Consider the following 15,163-nt stretch of genomic DNA (forward strand, 5'->3'; position numbering starts at 1 on the left):
TCCCGGGAACGGAAACCGGCTCCGATGCGTCAGCATAGCCCCCTTGATCGTCCACCTCGCCGGGGGTGCCCGCGCACCGGATCCTCGCCGCGCCTCCGGCAAACCCGCATCATGAAATCCGGGATCATTATTGTACTTTGCGATTATCCGATAATTCCGACTCTCCGGTTTATCTATTGCAGGACAATGTTGTAGAAAATCACTAGACATGACACTCCGTGCCGCTTTCCGAAATCGGCACCGCAAACCCCGCTTCGCCCCGTATCCCGCCTGTGGCAAGGACCAGCGCCAGTTGTCATGCTGGCGCAATCCAGGCGTAATGCGTGCCCCAATAGACTCCGGTTTCTATTTTTTTATTTCGATAAATGACAAGCCGGAGAACAAAAATGAGGAAGACAAAATCCGCCCGCATCAAGCTGGCGGCGCTGCTGTGCACCGCGGCGGGCACCGCGCTGGCGCAATCGGGCGTCACGCTGTACGGCGTGGCCGACGTCGGCGTCGAATACCTGTCCAACGCGGCCGCCAAGGGCAGCAAGGGCAGCGCGTACCGGCTCTCGTCCGGCAACATGTCCACCTCGCGCTGGGGCCTGCGCGGCGTCGAAGACCTCGGCGGCGGCCTGAAGGCGGTGTTCGACCTGGAAAGCGGCTTCAACCTCGACGACGGCGGGCAAGGCGGCAACCGGCTGTTCGACCGCAGCGCGGTGGTCGGCCTGGCCGGCGATTTCGGACAGGTCACGCTCGGGCGGCAGACCACCCCGCTGTACGACACCACCATCCGGCTCGACCCGATGGGCTTCGCGCCGCGCTACTCGCTGTTCCGCAGCGACGCGGTGCTGGCCGGGCGCGCCGACAACGCCATCAAATACCGCCGCAGCGTCTCCGGCCTCACGGTCACGGCGCTGTACAGCTTCGGCCGCACCGGCGCCGGCGAAGTGCCCGGCGACAACAAGGTCGACCGCAGCCTTGGCGGCAGCCTGTACTACGAGAACGACACCTTCGCCGCCGGCCTCGTCTACGACGAATACCAGGGCACCTCCGTCGCCGCCCGCAACCAGAAAGACCGCCGCGTGGCGCTCGGCGCCAGCTACGCATTCGGCCCGCTCAGCCCCTACGCCGGCTACCGCTGGCTCAACGGCGACGTGGGCGGCGAAGTCCGCTCCAACCTCTACTGGCTCGGCCTGCGCTACAAGGCCACGCCCGCGCTCTCGTTCTCCGGCGCGGCCTACTACACGGACTTCAGGAACAGCAACGCCGACCCGATGATGTTCGCCGCCTCGGCCAGCTACGTCCTCTCCAAGCGCACCGACGTCTACTTCAACGCCGCCTTCGCGCGCAACAAGAACGGCTCCGAACTCGGCCTGAACGGCTTCAACGCCACCACCGGCGCGCCCAACAGCGTCATCCCGGGCAGGAACCAGACCGGCGTGGTCGCCGGCGTGCGGCATCGTTTCTGAGGCGCCAACGCATATCGACGCTCTCCGCCTGAAACGGGAGCCTTGCGCCCACCGCGTTCCGACGCGGTGGGTTTTTTTGTTTCGCAGTGACGCGGTAACGCAGATCGTCGAACTGTGCCAAGGTGCCATACGGGGGCGCAGCGTTCCACGGAATGGTCTGTGATTTCCGAGACGCTGCCCCGGCAATCCGGAAACGGGATACTCGCCGAAAATTCCGAGTTGGCACAGGTCTTCACGCTGCCGTGGTCAGCTCCTGGACCACATGGCCTTCGGCGACCGCTTCGCATTGCGCGATGGCGAATCCGATCCCAGGCGGGTTCGAGGGCGAATGGACGCGTTCCGAAGCATGTTCACCCCGCCGGCGTAGACCCGCCCTGCGGTTACACCCGCCATCCACGACGCATTCACCTCCTCCCGGTCCTGTGCCGCCACCACAGGACCATGACAGTCAGCAGGACAATGCAAAGCGACGATGCCACAAACGCGGCATCGCCCTAACCAAACACCTTCCCCGGATTCATGATCCCCAGCGGATCCAGCGCCTGCTTGACCCTGCGCATCAATGCCAGTTCCAGCGGATCCTTGCAGCGGACCAGTTCGTCCACCCTGGCCTGACCGATGCCCTGCTCGGCGCTGATCGATCCGGCGTGGCGGCGCACGCTGTCGTGCACGAAGCGCAGGATGCCGTCCGCGCTGGCCAACAGTTCGGCGTCGCTGCTGGCGGCCGTGCGGATCACGTTGTAGTGCAGGTTGCCGTCGCCGAGGTGGCCGAAGGTGACGCAGCGCGCGCCGGGATGGCGCTCGCGCAGGCGAGCGCCGGTTTCCTCGACGAAACCGGCGATGCGCGAGGTCGGCACCGAGATGTCGTGCTTCACGCATTTGCCGTGCTCGGCCAGCGCCAGCGTGATGCTCTCGCGCAGGTGCCAGAAGGCGTCGGCCTGGGCCAGGCTGCCGGCGATGGCGGCGTCGCCGATCTCGCCGGCGTCGAGTGCTTCGCCCAGCAGGCGTTCGAGGCGGCCGCGCGCGTGCTCGCCGCCGTCGCCGCCGTCGCCGCCTTCATCGCTGTCGGAGGTTTCGAGCAGCACGTACCAGGGCGCGCCCGCGGGCAGCGGCAGGCGTTGCCGCGGGAATACGCGCGTCACCAGTTCGAGCGCGTCGCCAGACATCAGTTCGAAGCCGGTCAGCGCCGCGCCGGCGCGCGCGCGGCTGCGCGCCAGCAGCGCGACGGCGGCGGCGATCGAGTCGGTGGCGGCCAGCGCCGTGCCTTGCGCCGCCGGCAACGGGAAGAGCTTGAGCGTGGCCGCGGTGATGATGCCGAGCGTGCCTTCGCTGCCGATGTAGAGATCGCGCAGGTCGTAGCCGGCGTTGTCCTTGCGCAGCCCGCGCAGGCCATGCCAGATCTCGCCTTCGGCGGTGACAACCTCGATGCCGAGCGCCAGTTCGCGCGCGTTGCCGTAGCGCAGCACCTGGGTGCCGCCGGCGTTGCTGGCGAGGTTGCCGCCGATCATGCAGCTGCCTTCGGCGCCCAGCGACAGCGGGAACAGCCGGCCGGCCGCGTGCGCGGCGGCCTGCACCGCCTGCAGCACGCAGCCGGCTTCGACAGTGATGGTGTCGTTGGCGGTGTCGATCTCGCGCACGCGGTCGAGGCGGCCCAGCAGGACCACCACCGCGCGGCCGCTGGCATCGGGCGTGGCGCCGCCGCACTGGCCGGTGTTGCCGCCCTGCGGCACCACCGGCGCGCCGTGCCGCGCGCACAGGCGGACCACGGCCGCCACTTCCTCGGTGCTGCCCGGGCGCACCACGGCGAGCGCGCTGCCGCGATAGAGCTTGCGCCAGTCGGTCAGGTACGGCGCGGCGTCGGCGCCAGTCAATACATGGTACTGGCCCAGCAGGGCTTGCAGGGCATCTAGCAGGACAGGCATGAATCTGGTTTCCTCAATCGCGGATCGGCGTAATCAGCCCGCGCCCTTGCAGGTAGGACGCGGCGTTGTCGATCACGAGCTGCGCCATGTCGCGGCGCGTTTCGTGCGTGGCGCTGCCGACGTGGGGCATCAGCACCACGCTGTCCAGCGCCTTGAGCGCGTCGGGCACCGCCGGCTCGCGCTCCAGCACGTCGAGGCCGGCGCCGCCCAGCCGTCCAGCCGCCAGCGCCGCCACCATCGCGTCCTGGTCGATCACGGTGCCGCGCGCGATATTGACGAGGATGCCTTGGGGCCCAAGCGCCTCGATAATTTGCGCAGACACCAGGTGATGCGTGGCGGGGCCGCCGACGCAGGCCACCACGAGGAAATCGGCCCAGTCGGCCAGCGCCGCCAGCGAAGGCTCGAAGCGGTAAGGACTGCCGGCCCTGGGACCGCGGTTGTGATAGGCGACCTGCATGTCGAAGCCCTGCCCGCGCCGCGCGATGGCCTCGCCGATGCGGCCCATGCCGAGGATGCCCAGCCGCTTGCCGCCGACGCGCGTGGACAGCGGGAACGCGCCGATGGTGCGCCATTGGCCGCCGCGCACATAGCGGTCGCCTTCGGCGATGCGCCGCGCGGTGGCGATCAGCAGGCCCCAGGCCAGGTCGGCCACGCAGCCGTCGAGCACGTCCGGCGTGTAGCTGACCTGGATGCCGCGGGCGCGCGCGGCGCCGAGGTCGATGGTTTCGTAGCCCACGCCCCAACTGCAGATCGCTTCCAGTTCGGGCATGAGCGCCATCATCTGCGCGCTGCAGCCGTAGCGCACCGAGGTCACCGCCACCCGCGCGCCGGCGCCGCGCGCCGCCAGGCAGGCCAGCGGCTCGCTCTCCCGCCACAACGGGAGGACCTCGTAGCGCTCGCGCAGGCAGGCGTCGGCCCATTCGCCGAGCGGCGCGATCTGCACGATGAAGGGCTTGCGGCTCATTTGAGCGGGATGTAGTTGGCCGCGGCGGCGGCTTCGGCGAAGGTCTTGCCCTCCCGGATGCCGCGCTCGACCGCGAGGTCGACTTCGAGCGCCTGCTCGGCGGCGGCAAGCGCGCGTTCGATGTCGGCGGCGGGCACCACCACGATGCCGGTATCGTCGCCGATCACCAGGTCGCCTTCGCTGACCGGCACGCCGCCGATGGTCACGGTGCCGCCCAGCTGCTGCAGCTTCAGGCGCGTCTTGCCGGTCAGCGGCGTGACCCAGCGGCTGGCCAGCCACAGGCCGGCGGCCTCGATCTCGTCGGTGTCGCGGCAGGCGCCGTCGATGACCACGGCGGTGGCGCCGCGCGCCACGGCGGCGGTGGAGGCGATGCCGCCGAAAGTGGAGATCGGCGCGCCGCCCACGTCGATCATCAGCACCTTGCCGGGGCCGCTTGCCGCGACCAGCTTGCCGACCGCGAAATCGGCGCGGTCGAAATCGCCGAGCTGGCCCCAGCTATGGCGCGCCGTGGCGGCAAAGCCGGCGATGCGCCCGCCGCCGCTGCGGCGCGCGATGCCCTGCACCACGCCGGCGATGCCGAGGGTGTCGAGCGCGTCCGACCAGGTGCTGCTGCCGATGCGGCCGCAGCGCGCGAGGAGGTCTTGCTGTGCTTGCGTCATGATGTTGTCCCTGTGTGCGTGAAAAAAGAGAGCCGCCGCCGCGTCAGTCGATCTGCGCGCCGGACAGGCGCACGGCTTCGGCCCAGTGCTTCGCCTCGCCCTGCACGAAGGCCTGGAACTGGGCCGGCGGCGTGTTGTTGACCTCGCCGCCCATCTCCACCAGCTTCTGCGTCACCTCCGGCGTGGCGACGATCCGCGCCACGTCCTGGTAGATCTTGTCGCGCAGCGCCGGCGAGAGGCTGGCCGGCGCGAACAGGCCGAACCACGTGGCCGCCGAGAAATCCGGCATGCCGGCCTGGGCGAAGGTGGGCACGTCGGCGATGGCGCCGATGCGCTCCGGGTTGGCCAGCGCGATCGCCTTGAGCTTGCCGGACTTGATGTGCGGCAGCGCGGCCGACAGCGTGACGAAGGCCATCTTGACCTGCCCGCCGAGCAGGTCGGTCAGCATGGGTGCGTCGCCGCGGTAGGGGATGTGCACCATCTGCAGCTTGTTGCGCCCCTTGAACAGCTCGCCGGTCAGGTGCTGCGGCGTGCCGTTGCCGGTGGAGGCGAAGCTCAGGCCCGGATTGGCGCGCGCGTAGGCGATCAGCTCGGGCAGCGTCTTGACCGGCAGCGACGGCGTGACCACCAGCACCAGCGGGATGGTGGAAGTCAGCGTGATCGGGGCGAAATCCTTGACCGGATCGTAGTTGAGCTTCTTGTACAGGCTCGCGCTGATCGTGTGCGCCGCGGTGGTCAGGTACAGCGTGTAGCCGTCGCCGGGCGAGCGCGCCACCAGCTCGGCGCCGAGCAGCGTGCCCGCGCCGGGCCGGTTGTTGACCACCACCGGCTGGCCCCAGGCGTTCGAGAGTTTCTCCGCCAGCAGCCGCGCGATCACGTCGGTCGCGCCACCGGCCGGATACGGCACCACCAGGCTGACCGGCTTGGCCGGAAAGGTGTCGGCCATCGCCGGCATGCCGAAAAGCGCGCCGGCCAGCAGCCATGCGCACGCCATCCATCGCCTCGGTTTCATCGTCTGTCTCCTTGAGTTTTTGTAGGTTGTGCCGCTACCGCGCCGCGCGCGGATCCGGGTCCCGCAGCACGTACTGCGCCCCGCAGCGCGCGCAGATCTCGCGCACGTGGGCGTCGAGCCGCGCGGGCACCGGGATGCCGTGCGCCAGCCGGTGCCGCCGCGTCTGTTCCTCGGGGTCGCCCGCCACCAGCACGGGCTGGGCGGGATCGGCGCTCGGGGTCTCGTGCATGACGTCGATGGCGGCGTCGAGGTCGGCCTCGAACTCGCCCTCCTCGCGGAAGCTGCGCGGATCGATGGCCATGAAGAAGTGGCCGATGTTGTCGGGGTCGCCCGGCTTCTGCGTGCGCTGGCGCAGCGGCGAGAACGAGCCGCCCGTCAGCGTGCCGCCGAGGATGTGGACCATCATCGCCAGGCCGTAGCCCTTGTGGCTGCCGTGCTCCAGCGAGCCGCCCAGCGGCGTGAGGCCGCCGTCCGGCCGCTTGAACACGTAGTCCATGCCGAGGTGCGGATCGGCCACCGGCGCGCCGTCCGCATCGACCACCCAGCCTTGCGGCAAGGGCTTGTCGTTGAGGTGATAGACCTTGACCTTGTTGGCGGCCACGGTGGTGGTCGACATGTCGAGCACGAAGGGCGGATGGCGCCCGGCCGGCGCGGCGAACGCAAGCGGATTGGTGCCCAGCACCGGCACCGTGGCGCGCGGCGGCACCAGGCTGATGCCGCGCGTGGCCGTGCAGACGAAGCCGAGCAGCCCGCGCGCGGCGGCCATGCGGGCATAGACGCCGGCCGCGCCGAAATGATGGGAGTTGCGCACGCCCACCACGGCCACGCCATGCAACAGCGCCTTGTCGGCGGCCAGCTCCATCGCCATCGCCGCGACCGGGTGGCCGAGCCCGGCGCCGCCGTCGACCAGCGCGGTGCAGCCGGCGTCGCGCACCACCCGCGGCCGCGCCTGCAGTTGCAGCATGCCGGACTGGCGCATCTCTTCGTACATCATCAGCATCGAGACGCCGTGCGAATCAACGCCGAACAGGTCGGTCTCGACCATCAGCCCGGCGGTCACGCCGGCGAGGTCGTCGGCCATGCCCCAGGCATGGAGGACATTGAGGATCTGCCGGCGAACCACGTCCGCCGGGACATGCAGGATTTCGGTCATGGGCGCGAGTCGCCTTGTCGGTTGGTGGAGGTCACGCGAAGCCGTTCATTCGATCCAGTGATGGGCCGCCCACATGCGCCGAAATCCCGCCTCGGCGCCGTCCAGGCGTTGCTTCCACTCGGGGCCGGGCAAGTAGTCCATCTCGGTAAACTGGGTCTTCATCATCTGCTGGAACGCGGGGTCCAGCGCCACCTGCCGGAGCGCGGCGCCAAGCTGCTTCTCCACCGCGGACGGCAGCCCCCTGGGCGCGACCACGCCGCGCTCGGACGCGAACACCAGATCGACGCCCTGCTCGCGGAACGACGGCACCGCCGGCGCGAGCTTCGAGCGCCCGGCCGAGGCCTGCGCCAGGATGCGCACGGTGCGGCCGTCGTAGGGCAGCGCCTCGCCCAGGTTCATGCCGGCGATGACGGTGTGCCCGCCCATCAGCGCGTTGCGCATCGGGCCGGCGCCGTTGAACGGCACGTGGTTGAGCTGCGTGCCGGTGAGGCCCTCGAACATCACCATCGCCAGGTGGTCGTCGGTGCCGGAGCCGGTCGAGCCGTAGCTGATCGCGCCGGGGTCCTTCTTCGCCGCGGCGATCAGCTCGGCGAGCGTCTTGTAGGGGCTGTCGCGGCTCACGCTGAACGCGCTGGGGTCGCGCACCAGCGTGGCGAGGTAGGTGAAGTCGCCGGCGCCGAAACCGGCGTTGCGCTCGATCGGCAATGTCACCAGGCCGGGCATGTTGGTCATGCCGAGCGTGTAGCCGTCCGGCCGCGCGCGCGCCACGTAGGCCAGCCCGATGCCGCCGGCCGCGCCCGGCTTGTTGACCACCACCACGGAAGCGCCCAGCGCCTTGCCGAGAAAGCTGGCCAGCGCGCGGGCAGTCAGGTCGGTGCCGCCGCCAGCGGCGAACCCCACCACCAGCTCGATGGGCTTGTCCGGCCAGGCCCGGGCCGGCGCCGCGCACAGCAGCGCGCATAGCGACAGCACCACGCCGCCGAGTCGTGAACGTAGCTGCATCTCGTCTTGTCTCCTTTGCTCATGACGCGCATGCCGGTACATGGCCGGCATGCGTCGGTCGTGCTGCCGCGCCCCGCAGCACGCGGCTGAATGCTCAGCGCATTCAGCGCGCCTCCTGCGCCTCGCGCCAGGCCAGCAGGCGGTTCACGCCTTCGCGCATGCGCACGGTCGGCTGCCAGCCGATCAGCCGGCCGGCGAGGTCGTGCGGGATGTGGAAGGCGCCGCCCGAGGTCAGCCGCACGGTGCCGGGCGGGTCGGGGCGGATCTCGGGCTTGAGGTCGCTCTTGCAGAATTCCAGCACCAGCCGCACCAGCTCGCCGGTAGTGACCGGCTCGGGGCCGGACACGTTGACGGCCACGTCGGTGGCGCCGCTCTCGAACGCGGCCAGGTTGGCGCGCGCCACGTCGGAGACGTGCACGAAGTGCTTGGTGTCGGTGCCGTCGCCGGGCAGCACCGGCGGCTCGCCGGCGCGCACGCGGTCGTAGGTCTGCATGATGTACAGCGAATTGGCCGCGCGGTAGTGCTGGCGCTCGCCGTACACCGTGGAGTAGCGCAGCACCACGTAGTCGAGCTGGTGCTTCTGGTAGAACTGGCGGCACAGCTGCTCGCCCATGATCTTGGAGGCGCCGTACAGGATCGCCGCGGGCGGCGCGCCGGTCGAATGGAACGGGCCGCCCTCCTCCAGCGCGCCCTGGATGCCGGTGCCGTAGCCGTAGACCGCGTTGGACGAGGCGAACACCACCTTCTTCACCTTGTTCACGCGGCACGCCTCGAGCATGTTCTGCGCGCCGCGCACGTTGACGTCCACCGCCTGCCACGGCGTCTGCGCGAAGCCGAGCGTCATGTAGGCCGCCAGGTGCAGCACGCCGTCCACGCCCTCGGTGGCGGCCAGCAGGTCGGGCAGGCGCATCAGGTCGGCCCTGACGATCTTCACGCGCGGGTTGTCCTGCAGGTGCGCGATGGCGTCGAGCGTGCCGAAGGCGAAGTTGTCGAGCAGCAGCACTTCGCCGACGCCGGCCTCGAGCAGCAGGTCGGCGGTGTGCGAGCCCACCAGGCTGGCGGCGCCGGCGATCAGGATGCGCGCGCCGCGCAGCGGCAGGGCGGCGTCTTTCGTTGTGCTGATTGTATTGGTCGTGTTGGTCATCTCGTTTTACAGTCCCAGCGGTTTTTCGTGCAGTCCCCAGTACACGCTCTTGACCTGGCTATACAGGCGCAGACCGTGCAATCCCTTTTCGCGGCCGATGCCGCTGTCCTTGAAGCCGCCGAACGGCGTGGCGATGTGCGATTGCTTGTAGGTGTTGATCCAGACCGAGCCGGCTTCCAGCTCGCGCGCCACGCGCCACGCGCGGGCGTAGTCGCCGGTCCACATGCCGGCGCCCAGGCCGAACGCGGTGCCGTTGCCCTGCTCGATCACGTCGGCCTCGTCGTCGAACGGCAGCGCCACCAGCACCGGGCCGAAGATCTCTTCCTGGCACACGCGCGCGCGGTTGGACAGCCCCTCGATCACGGTCGGCTGGTAGAACCAGCCGTGGCGCAGCGCGGCGTCGGCGGGAATCGCGCCGCCGGCCAGCACCTTGCCGCCTTCCTGGCGCGCCAGGTCGACGTAGCCCGCCACCTTGTCGCGGTGCGCGCGCGAAACCAGCGGGCCCATCTGCGTGGCCGGGTCGTCGGGCAGGCCGACGCGCACGGCCAGCGCGCGCGCGACCAGCGCGTCCATGAAGCGCCGGTAGACCGATTTCTGCACGAACAGGCGCGAGCCCGCCACGCAGCTCTGGCCGGCCGAGCCGAAGATGCCCGAGACCACGCCCGCGACCGCCTTGTCGAGATCCGCGTCCTCGAACACGATGTGCGGCGACTTGCCGCCCAGCTCCAGCCCTACCGGAATCAGGCGCTGCCCGGCGATCGCGCCGATGACGCGGCCGGTCTCGGTGCCGCCGGTAAACGACACCATGCGCACGCCCGGATGCCTGACCAGCGCCGCGCCGACGTCCTCGCCGTAGCCCGGCAGCACCGTCAGCAGCCCCTCGGGCAGGCCGGCCTCGGCGCAGATGCGCGCGAGCTCCAGCGCCAGCTGCGGCGTTTCCTCGGACGGCTTGACCAGCACCGCGTTGCCGGCGGCCAGCGCGGGCGCGGCCTTCTGCGCCTCGTTCATGATCGGCGAGTTCCACGGCGTGATGGTGGCCACCACGCCGAACGGCTCGGCCAGCGCCATCGAGAAATACTCGCCGCGCGGCGCTGTCATCTCGTTCTGCCAGGTCTCGCACACGGCGGCGTAGTAGCGGAAGTTGCCGGCCGCCATGTCGACCATGTTCAGGCATTCCTTCCACGGCTTGCCGCTGTCGAGCATCTGCAGGCGCGCGAGCGGCTCGCGCTCTGCCGCCAGGCGGCGCCCGATCTCGTACAGCGTGGTGGCGCGCTGGTCGGGCCGCAGCTTGCGCCACGGCCGCGTGCGGAACGCTTCCCAGGCGATGGCGACGGCTTCGTCCACGTCCTTGGGCAAGGCCCGCGTGACGATGCCGGCGATGCTGCCGTCGGCCGGGTTGATCGAGGTGATGACGGTGCTGTCGTCGCCCTGGCTGGTGCGCCATCCGGCGCCGAGGCGAAAGGGTCTGATGGTGGATGCGTCCATGATGTGTCGGAGGAAAAAGTTTGGATGTCCGGCTCCCGCCGCGTGCGGGAGGATGCGCGGGACGGCGGTGCCATCATCGCGCACGGCATTCATAGGGACAAATTGATATTCATCGGGATTTATTAGCTGGCACCAATGAATGCGGAACGCCTAGGCAATGGCGGCCGGCGGCAGGTGCAGGCAGGCCACGTCCACCGGCACGCCGGCCACGCGCGGATAGCGCCGCAGCACCAGCGGGTCGTGCCCCGGCACGATGTGGTCCGGCGACGCGGCAGCGGCCGCCAGCGTGGCATGGCCGGCCAGCATGGCGGCCACGTTCAGCACGATCGGGAACGGGTTGCGGCGCTCCATGTTGGCGTAGTAGTGCGCCGCGTCGGAGGCCAGCACCACCCAGCCGCGCGCGGTATGCACGCGCACCGCCTGCAGCCCCCTGGTATGGCCGCCGATGTGCATCAGCTCCACGCCGGGCGCGAGCGTGGCGTTGCCGTCGTGAAAGCGCACGCGCTCCTCGTAGACGCGGCGCACGAGATCGCACACGTCCTCCACCGCGTAGGCGCGCCGCATCGTCGGCTCGCACATGCAGCGGCCGGTGGCGTACTCGACCTCGGCATCCTGGATGTGGAAGGTGGCGTTGGGCAGCTTGTCGAGGTTGCCGGCGTGGTCCCAGTGCAGGTGCGTGATCACCACGTCGCGGATGGCCGACGGGTCCACGTCGAGATGGCGCAGCGCCTCGATCGGGCAATGCTCCAGCGCGCGCTGGCGGCTGCTGGCGCTGCGCTCGCCGAAGCCGGTATCGACCAGGATCGCGGTCTGGCCGTGGCGCACCAGCCAGACGAAGAAGTCCATCGACACCGCCGCGTCGTGCTCGTCCCGGAAGATGAAGTTGTCGCCGGTGCGCCGCGCCATGCTGGCGAAGCGCAGCGCGTAGATCTCGTATTCGGGCAAGGGTTGCTGTTGCATCGTCTGGTCGTCTCCTGTGTTTGTTCGTGTTTGCGTGTTCCGGTGTTCGCATGCGCCGCTACACGCCGAGATAGGCCTTCTGCACGAAATCGTCGGCCAGCAGTTCCGCGCCGGTGCCGGCGCGCACCACCTCGCCCTGCTCCAGCACGTAGGCGTGGTGCGACAGCTTCAGCGCCAGGCGCGCGTTCTGCTCCACCAGGATGATCGAGGTGCCGCTCTCGCGGTTGATCGACTCCACCGCCGCGGCGATCTCGGCGATCACCTTCGGCGCCAGGCCCAGCGAGGGTTCGTCCAGCATCAGCAGGCGCGGCTGCGCCATCATGGCGCGGCCGATGGCCACCATCTGCTGCTCGCCGCCCGACAGCGAGCCGGCCAGCTGCCGGCGGCGCTCGGCCACGCGCGGGAACAGCGCGTACACCTGGTCGATGGTGCGGCGGCGCAGCGTGGCCGAGCGCACGGTGTGCGCGCCGACCTCCAGGTTCTCCAGCACCGTCATGCGCGCGAACAGCCGCCGGCCCTCGGGCGACAGCGCGATGCCGCGCTCCACGCGCGCCGCGGCGGAATGCGCGGCGATGTCCTGGCCGGCCCACGACAGCTTGCCGCGGCTGAGCGCCTTCAGGCCCATCAGCGCCTTGAGCGTGGTGGTCTTGCCGGCGCCGTTGGAACCCACCAGCGCCACGATCTCGCCCTCGCCCACGGTGAAGGACACGTCGCGCACGGCCTCCAGCGGGCCGTACTGCACCGCGAGGTTGCGCGCTTCAAGAATGGGCATAGTCGGGGGCTCCCAGGTAGGCTTCGATCACGGCGGGATTGGCGCGGATGGCCGCGGGCGTGCCCTCGGCCACCTTCCTGCCCTGCACTAGCACCACGATGCGCTGGCACAGCTCCATCACCAGCGCCATGTGGTGCTCCACCAGCAGCAGCGCCAGCCCGCGCTGCTCGCGCAGCACCCGCAGCAGGCGCCCGAACTCGGCGCACTCCTCGCCGTTGAGACCGGCGGCGGGCTCGTCGAGCAGCAGCAGCGACGGCCGCGTGGCGATGCCGATGGCCACGCCCAGCTTCTTCTGATGGCCGTAGGCAAGTCCTCCCGCCGGCACGTCGCGGTACGGCCCCAGCCCGGTCAGCTCGAGGATCTCGCCGACCTCGCGCGCGATGCGCGCCAGCCCCGCGCGCCGGCCCGCGCTGGGCAGCGCCTGCGTCCACACCGAGCCGGGCAGCGTGGAGATGGCGCCGCGGTAGATGTTCTCCGCCACCGTGGCGCGCGGGTAGACCGACGCCGACTGGAACGTGCGCGCCAGCCCGTGCCTGACCACGCGGCTGGGACGCTGGCCGGTGATGTCGCGGCCGTGGAACGTCACGGTGCCGCCGGACGGCGCGATGCTGCCGCTGATGAGGTTGAAGGCGGTGCTCTTGCCCGCGCCGTTGGGACCGATCAGGCCGACGATCTCGTTCGCGGCCACGCTGAAGCTCAGCCCGGAGACGGCCTTCAGGCCGCCGAAGGTCTTGTCGAGTTGCTCGACCTTGAGGATCTCGTTCATTGCCGTGCTCCGCGCCTGCGCTGCGCCAGTCCCGCGAGGCCCTGGGGAAGGAAGCGCAGCATCAGGATCAGCGCCACGCCGTAGAAGATGTTCTGGCTCTCCACCGCGCCGCGGAACAGCTCGGGCAGCGGCGTCATCACCAGCGCGCCGACCACCGGCCCCAGGATGAAGCTGCGTCCGCCCACCACCAGCATGATGATGACCGCGGTCGACAACGCGACGTTGAACGACTCCGGCGAGATGTAGCCCAGGTAGTGCGCCGTCAGCGCGCCGCCCAGCCCGGCCAGCGCGCTGCCGGCGGTGAAGGCGAACAACTGCGTGCCGCGCACGCTGACGCCGCTGGCCTCGGCCAGCGCGGCGTTCTCGCCCACCGCGTCGATGGCGTGGCCGGCCGGCGAGCGGAACAGCACCCACAGGAACGCCACGCACGCGGCGGCCACCGCGGCGGCCAGGCAATAGAACGCGCTCTTGCTCTCGAAGGCAAAGCCGAACAGCGCCGCCGGTGGGATGCCGGTGATGCCGTTGGCGCCGCCGGTCACGCTTTCCCACTCCAGCAAACCCAGCCGCACCAGCTCGCCAAAGGCGAAGGTGATCAGCACGAAGTAGACGCCGGTGAGCCGCAGGATGATCGCGCCCAGCAGGAAGGCAACCGCGCCCGCCGCCAGCATGGCCACTGCCGCGCCGGCGACGAACGGCATGCCCCCGCGCATCACCAGCAGCGCCGCGGCGTAGGCGCCCAGCCCGACGAAGGCGCCGTGGCACAGCGACACCTGGCCGGCGCGCGTCAGCAGCGACAAGCCGCTGACGATGACGACGTTGATGCACACCAGGATGGCCAGGTGCAGGTAGAACGGCTGGTCGAACACCAGCGGCGCCGCCAGCAGCACGGCCGCGGCCAGCGCCAGCCCCGCGCGCGCGCCCGGCTTGCGCTGCCCGCCCGGCAACGCCACGTCCTGCAGCGCGCCGGCCGGCGGAAGAACGATCTTGTGGTCCGGCATATCAGGTCTCCGCGCGTCCGAGCAGGCCGGCCGGCCTGATCACCAGCACCACCATCACCAGGGCGAAGATCAGGATGTCGGCGGTGCTGCTCTTGAGAAAGGTGCTGCCGAAGCTCTCCGCCACGCCGAGCAGCAGGCTGGCCAGCGCCGCGCCGGGAATGCTGCCCAGCCCGCCCAGGATGACCACGATGAAGGCCTTGAGCAGCGGCGTCGCGCCGATGAACGGCGACACCGAGAACAGCGGCGCCATCAGCGCCCCCGCAATCGCCGCCAGCCCCACGCCGATGCCGAAGCCCAGCGGGTACATGAACTTCGCGCGCACGCCCTGCGCGGTGGCGATCTCCATGTCCTGCACCACCGCGCGCAGCGCGCGGCCGGTGCGCGTGTGGCCGAGGAACACGTAGAGCACCAGCAGCACCGCGGCCGAGAATCCCACCACGTACAGGCGCGACATCGGCAGGGTCACGCCGCCCAGCGACACCGCGCCCTCGGCCACCGAGGGCATGAACTGCGGATCGGGGCCGAACACCATCAGTGCCACGGCCTGCAGGATCATCGCCAGGCCGATGGTGGCGATCATGCCGTTGAGCTCGTCGTGGCGGAACGGCTTGAGCACCAGCCACTCCACCAGCCAGCCGAACACGACCGCCAGCGCGAAGGCCACGCCGACCGCCGCGAGGAACGGCATGTGCCAGTCCGACACCAGCACGTAGGCCGCGAAGGCGCCGAGCATGTAGAACTCGCTGTGGGCGAAATTGACGATGCGCATCACGCCGAACACCAGCGTGAAGCCCACCGCCATCAGCAGGTACAGCAGGCCGATGATGAGGCCGTTGCTGAGCGCCTGCGCCACCAGGGTGGAGGTATCCATG

At 70.1% G+C, this 15,163-nt stretch carries 14 protein-coding genes; 1 reads left to right on the forward strand and 13 read right to left on the reverse strand.

Annotated elements, in window-relative coordinates:
* Window positions 1-386: 386 nt before the first annotated feature.
* On the forward strand, window positions 387-1,454 hold the full coding sequence (locus KF708C_RS24875; protein ID WP_059413611.1) for a porin: 1,068 nt from the start codon (window positions 387-389) through the stop codon (window positions 1,452-1,454).
* A gap of 494 nt (window positions 1,455-1,948) precedes the next feature.
* Here KF708C_RS24875 and KF708C_RS24880 read toward each other — a convergent pair whose 3' ends face one another.
* The 13 genes from KF708C_RS24880 to KF708C_RS24940 all read right to left on the reverse strand — a co-directional run bounded on the left by KF708C_RS24880 (window position 1,949) and on the right by KF708C_RS24940 (window position 15,162).
* Window positions 1,949-3,376 carry an FAD-binding oxidoreductase gene (locus tag KF708C_RS24880; RefSeq protein ID WP_059413612.1) on the reverse strand — a complete coding sequence of 476 codons (1,428 nt, stop codon included), beginning with the start codon at window positions 3,374-3,376 and terminating at the stop codon, window positions 1,949-1,951.
* Window positions 3,377-3,389: 13 nt separating this feature from the next.
* A complete protein-coding gene (locus tag KF708C_RS24885) occupies window positions 3,390-4,340 on the reverse strand; it encodes a 2-hydroxyacid dehydrogenase (protein WP_059413613.1) in 951 nt (316 codons plus the stop codon).
* Window positions 4,337-4,999, reverse strand: a complete 663-nt coding sequence (locus KF708C_RS24890) for an RraA family protein (protein ID WP_020200591.1) — start codon at window positions 4,997-4,999, stop codon at window positions 4,337-4,339. The genes KF708C_RS24885 and KF708C_RS24890 overlap by 4 nt, the downstream gene beginning before the upstream one ends.
* A gap of 43 nt (window positions 5,000-5,042) precedes the next feature.
* On the reverse strand, window positions 5,043-6,011 hold the full coding sequence (locus KF708C_RS24895) for a Bug family tripartite tricarboxylate transporter substrate binding protein (protein WP_029043095.1): 969 nt from the start codon (window positions 6,009-6,011) through the stop codon (window positions 5,043-5,045).
* Window positions 6,012-6,045: 34 nt separating this feature from the next.
* Complete coding sequence (locus KF708C_RS24900; RefSeq protein WP_020200593.1) at window positions 6,046-7,164, reverse strand: Ldh family oxidoreductase; 1,119 nt, start codon at window positions 7,162-7,164, stop codon at window positions 6,046-6,048.
* 45 nt (window positions 7,165-7,209) lie between these two features.
* The gene (locus tag KF708C_RS24905; protein ID WP_029043096.1) at window positions 7,210-8,166 is read right to left on the reverse strand and encodes a tripartite tricarboxylate transporter substrate binding protein; all 957 of its coding nucleotides are present in this window, start codon (window positions 8,164-8,166) and stop codon (window positions 7,210-7,212) included.
* Window positions 8,167-8,269: 103 nt separating this feature from the next.
* Complete coding sequence (locus KF708C_RS24910; RefSeq protein ID WP_020200595.1) at window positions 8,270-9,310, reverse strand: NAD-dependent epimerase/dehydratase family protein; 1,041 nt, start codon at window positions 9,308-9,310, stop codon at window positions 8,270-8,272.
* A gap of 6 nt (window positions 9,311-9,316) precedes the next feature.
* Entirely contained in the window at window positions 9,317-10,795 is a 1,479-nt protein-coding gene (locus KF708C_RS24915) for an aldehyde dehydrogenase (protein WP_020200596.1), read from the reverse strand.
* Between the two features lie 150 nt (window positions 10,796-10,945).
* Complete coding sequence (locus KF708C_RS24920) at window positions 10,946-11,755, reverse strand: N-acyl homoserine lactonase family protein (RefSeq protein ID WP_043365013.1); 810 nt, start codon at window positions 11,753-11,755, stop codon at window positions 10,946-10,948.
* Between the two features lie 58 nt (window positions 11,756-11,813).
* The gene (locus KF708C_RS24925) at window positions 11,814-12,527 is read right to left on the reverse strand and encodes an ABC transporter ATP-binding protein (RefSeq protein WP_020200599.1); all 714 of its coding nucleotides are present in this window, start codon (window positions 12,525-12,527) and stop codon (window positions 11,814-11,816) included.
* Window positions 12,514-13,293, reverse strand: coding sequence for an ABC transporter ATP-binding protein (locus KF708C_RS24930; RefSeq protein ID WP_059413614.1), 780 nt, complete (start codon window positions 13,291-13,293; stop codon window positions 12,514-12,516). Before KF708C_RS24930 ends, KF708C_RS24925 begins: the two co-directional genes overlap by 14 nt.
* Complete coding sequence (locus KF708C_RS24935; protein ID WP_020200601.1) at window positions 13,290-14,291, reverse strand: branched-chain amino acid ABC transporter permease; 1,002 nt, start codon at window positions 14,289-14,291, stop codon at window positions 13,290-13,292. Before KF708C_RS24935 ends, KF708C_RS24930 begins: the two co-directional genes overlap by 4 nt.
* A gap of 1 nt (window position 14,292) precedes the next feature.
* Window positions 14,293-15,162: a branched-chain amino acid ABC transporter permease gene (locus KF708C_RS24940; protein WP_059413615.1), complete on the reverse strand. Its 870-nt coding sequence runs from the start codon at window positions 15,160-15,162 to the stop codon at window positions 14,293-14,295.
* Window position 15,163: the final 1 nt, after the last annotated feature.

The organism is Cupriavidus basilensis (assembly GCF_000876015.1).
Classification (GTDB): Bacteria; Pseudomonadota; Gammaproteobacteria; order Burkholderiales; family Burkholderiaceae; genus Cupriavidus; species Cupriavidus basilensis_B.

Excerpts from the sequence above, each read along its gene's own strand:
- KF708C_RS24925 (WP_020200599.1), bottom strand. The coding sequence starts at position 12,527 with ATGCCCATTCTTGAAGCGCGCAACCTCGCGGTGCAGTACGGCCCGCTG.
- KF708C_RS24935 (WP_020200601.1), bottom strand. The coding sequence starts at position 14,291 with ATGCCGGACCACAAGATCGTTCTTCCGCCGGCCGGCGCGCTGCAGGAC.
- KF708C_RS24920 (WP_043365013.1), bottom strand. The coding sequence starts at position 11,755 with ATGCAACAGCAACCCTTGCCCGAATACGAGATCTACGCGCTGCGCTTC.
- KF708C_RS24890 (WP_020200591.1), bottom strand. The coding sequence starts at position 4,999 with ATGACGCAAGCACAGCAAGACCTCCTCGCGCGCTGCGGCCGCATCGGC.
- KF708C_RS24885 (WP_059413613.1), bottom strand. The coding sequence starts at position 4,340 with ATGAGCCGCAAGCCCTTCATCGTGCAGATCGCGCCGCTCGGCGAATGG.
- KF708C_RS24940 (WP_059413615.1), bottom strand. The coding sequence starts at position 15,162 with ATGGATACCTCCACCCTGGTGGCGCAGGCGCTCAGCAACGGCCTCATC.
- KF708C_RS24895 (WP_029043095.1), bottom strand. The coding sequence starts at position 6,011 with ATGAAACCGAGGCGATGGATGGCGTGCGCATGGCTGCTGGCCGGCGCG.
- KF708C_RS24905 (WP_029043096.1), bottom strand. The coding sequence starts at position 8,166 with ATGCAGCTACGTTCACGACTCGGCGGCGTGGTGCTGTCGCTATGCGCG.
- KF708C_RS24915 (WP_020200596.1), bottom strand. The coding sequence starts at position 10,795 with ATGGACGCATCCACCATCAGACCCTTTCGCCTCGGCGCCGGATGGCGC.
- KF708C_RS24875 (WP_059413611.1), top strand. The coding sequence starts at position 387 with ATGAGGAAGACAAAATCCGCCCGCATCAAGCTGGCGGCGCTGCTGTGC.
- KF708C_RS24880 (WP_059413612.1), bottom strand. The coding sequence starts at position 3,376 with ATGCCTGTCCTGCTAGATGCCCTGCAAGCCCTGCTGGGCCAGTACCAT.
- KF708C_RS24910 (WP_020200595.1), bottom strand. The coding sequence starts at position 9,310 with ATGACCAACACGACCAATACAATCAGCACAACGAAAGACGCCGCCCTG.
- KF708C_RS24930 (WP_059413614.1), bottom strand. The coding sequence starts at position 13,293 with ATGAACGAGATCCTCAAGGTCGAGCAACTCGACAAGACCTTCGGCGGC.
- KF708C_RS24900 (WP_020200593.1), bottom strand. The coding sequence starts at position 7,164 with ATGACCGAAATCCTGCATGTCCCGGCGGACGTGGTTCGCCGGCAGATC.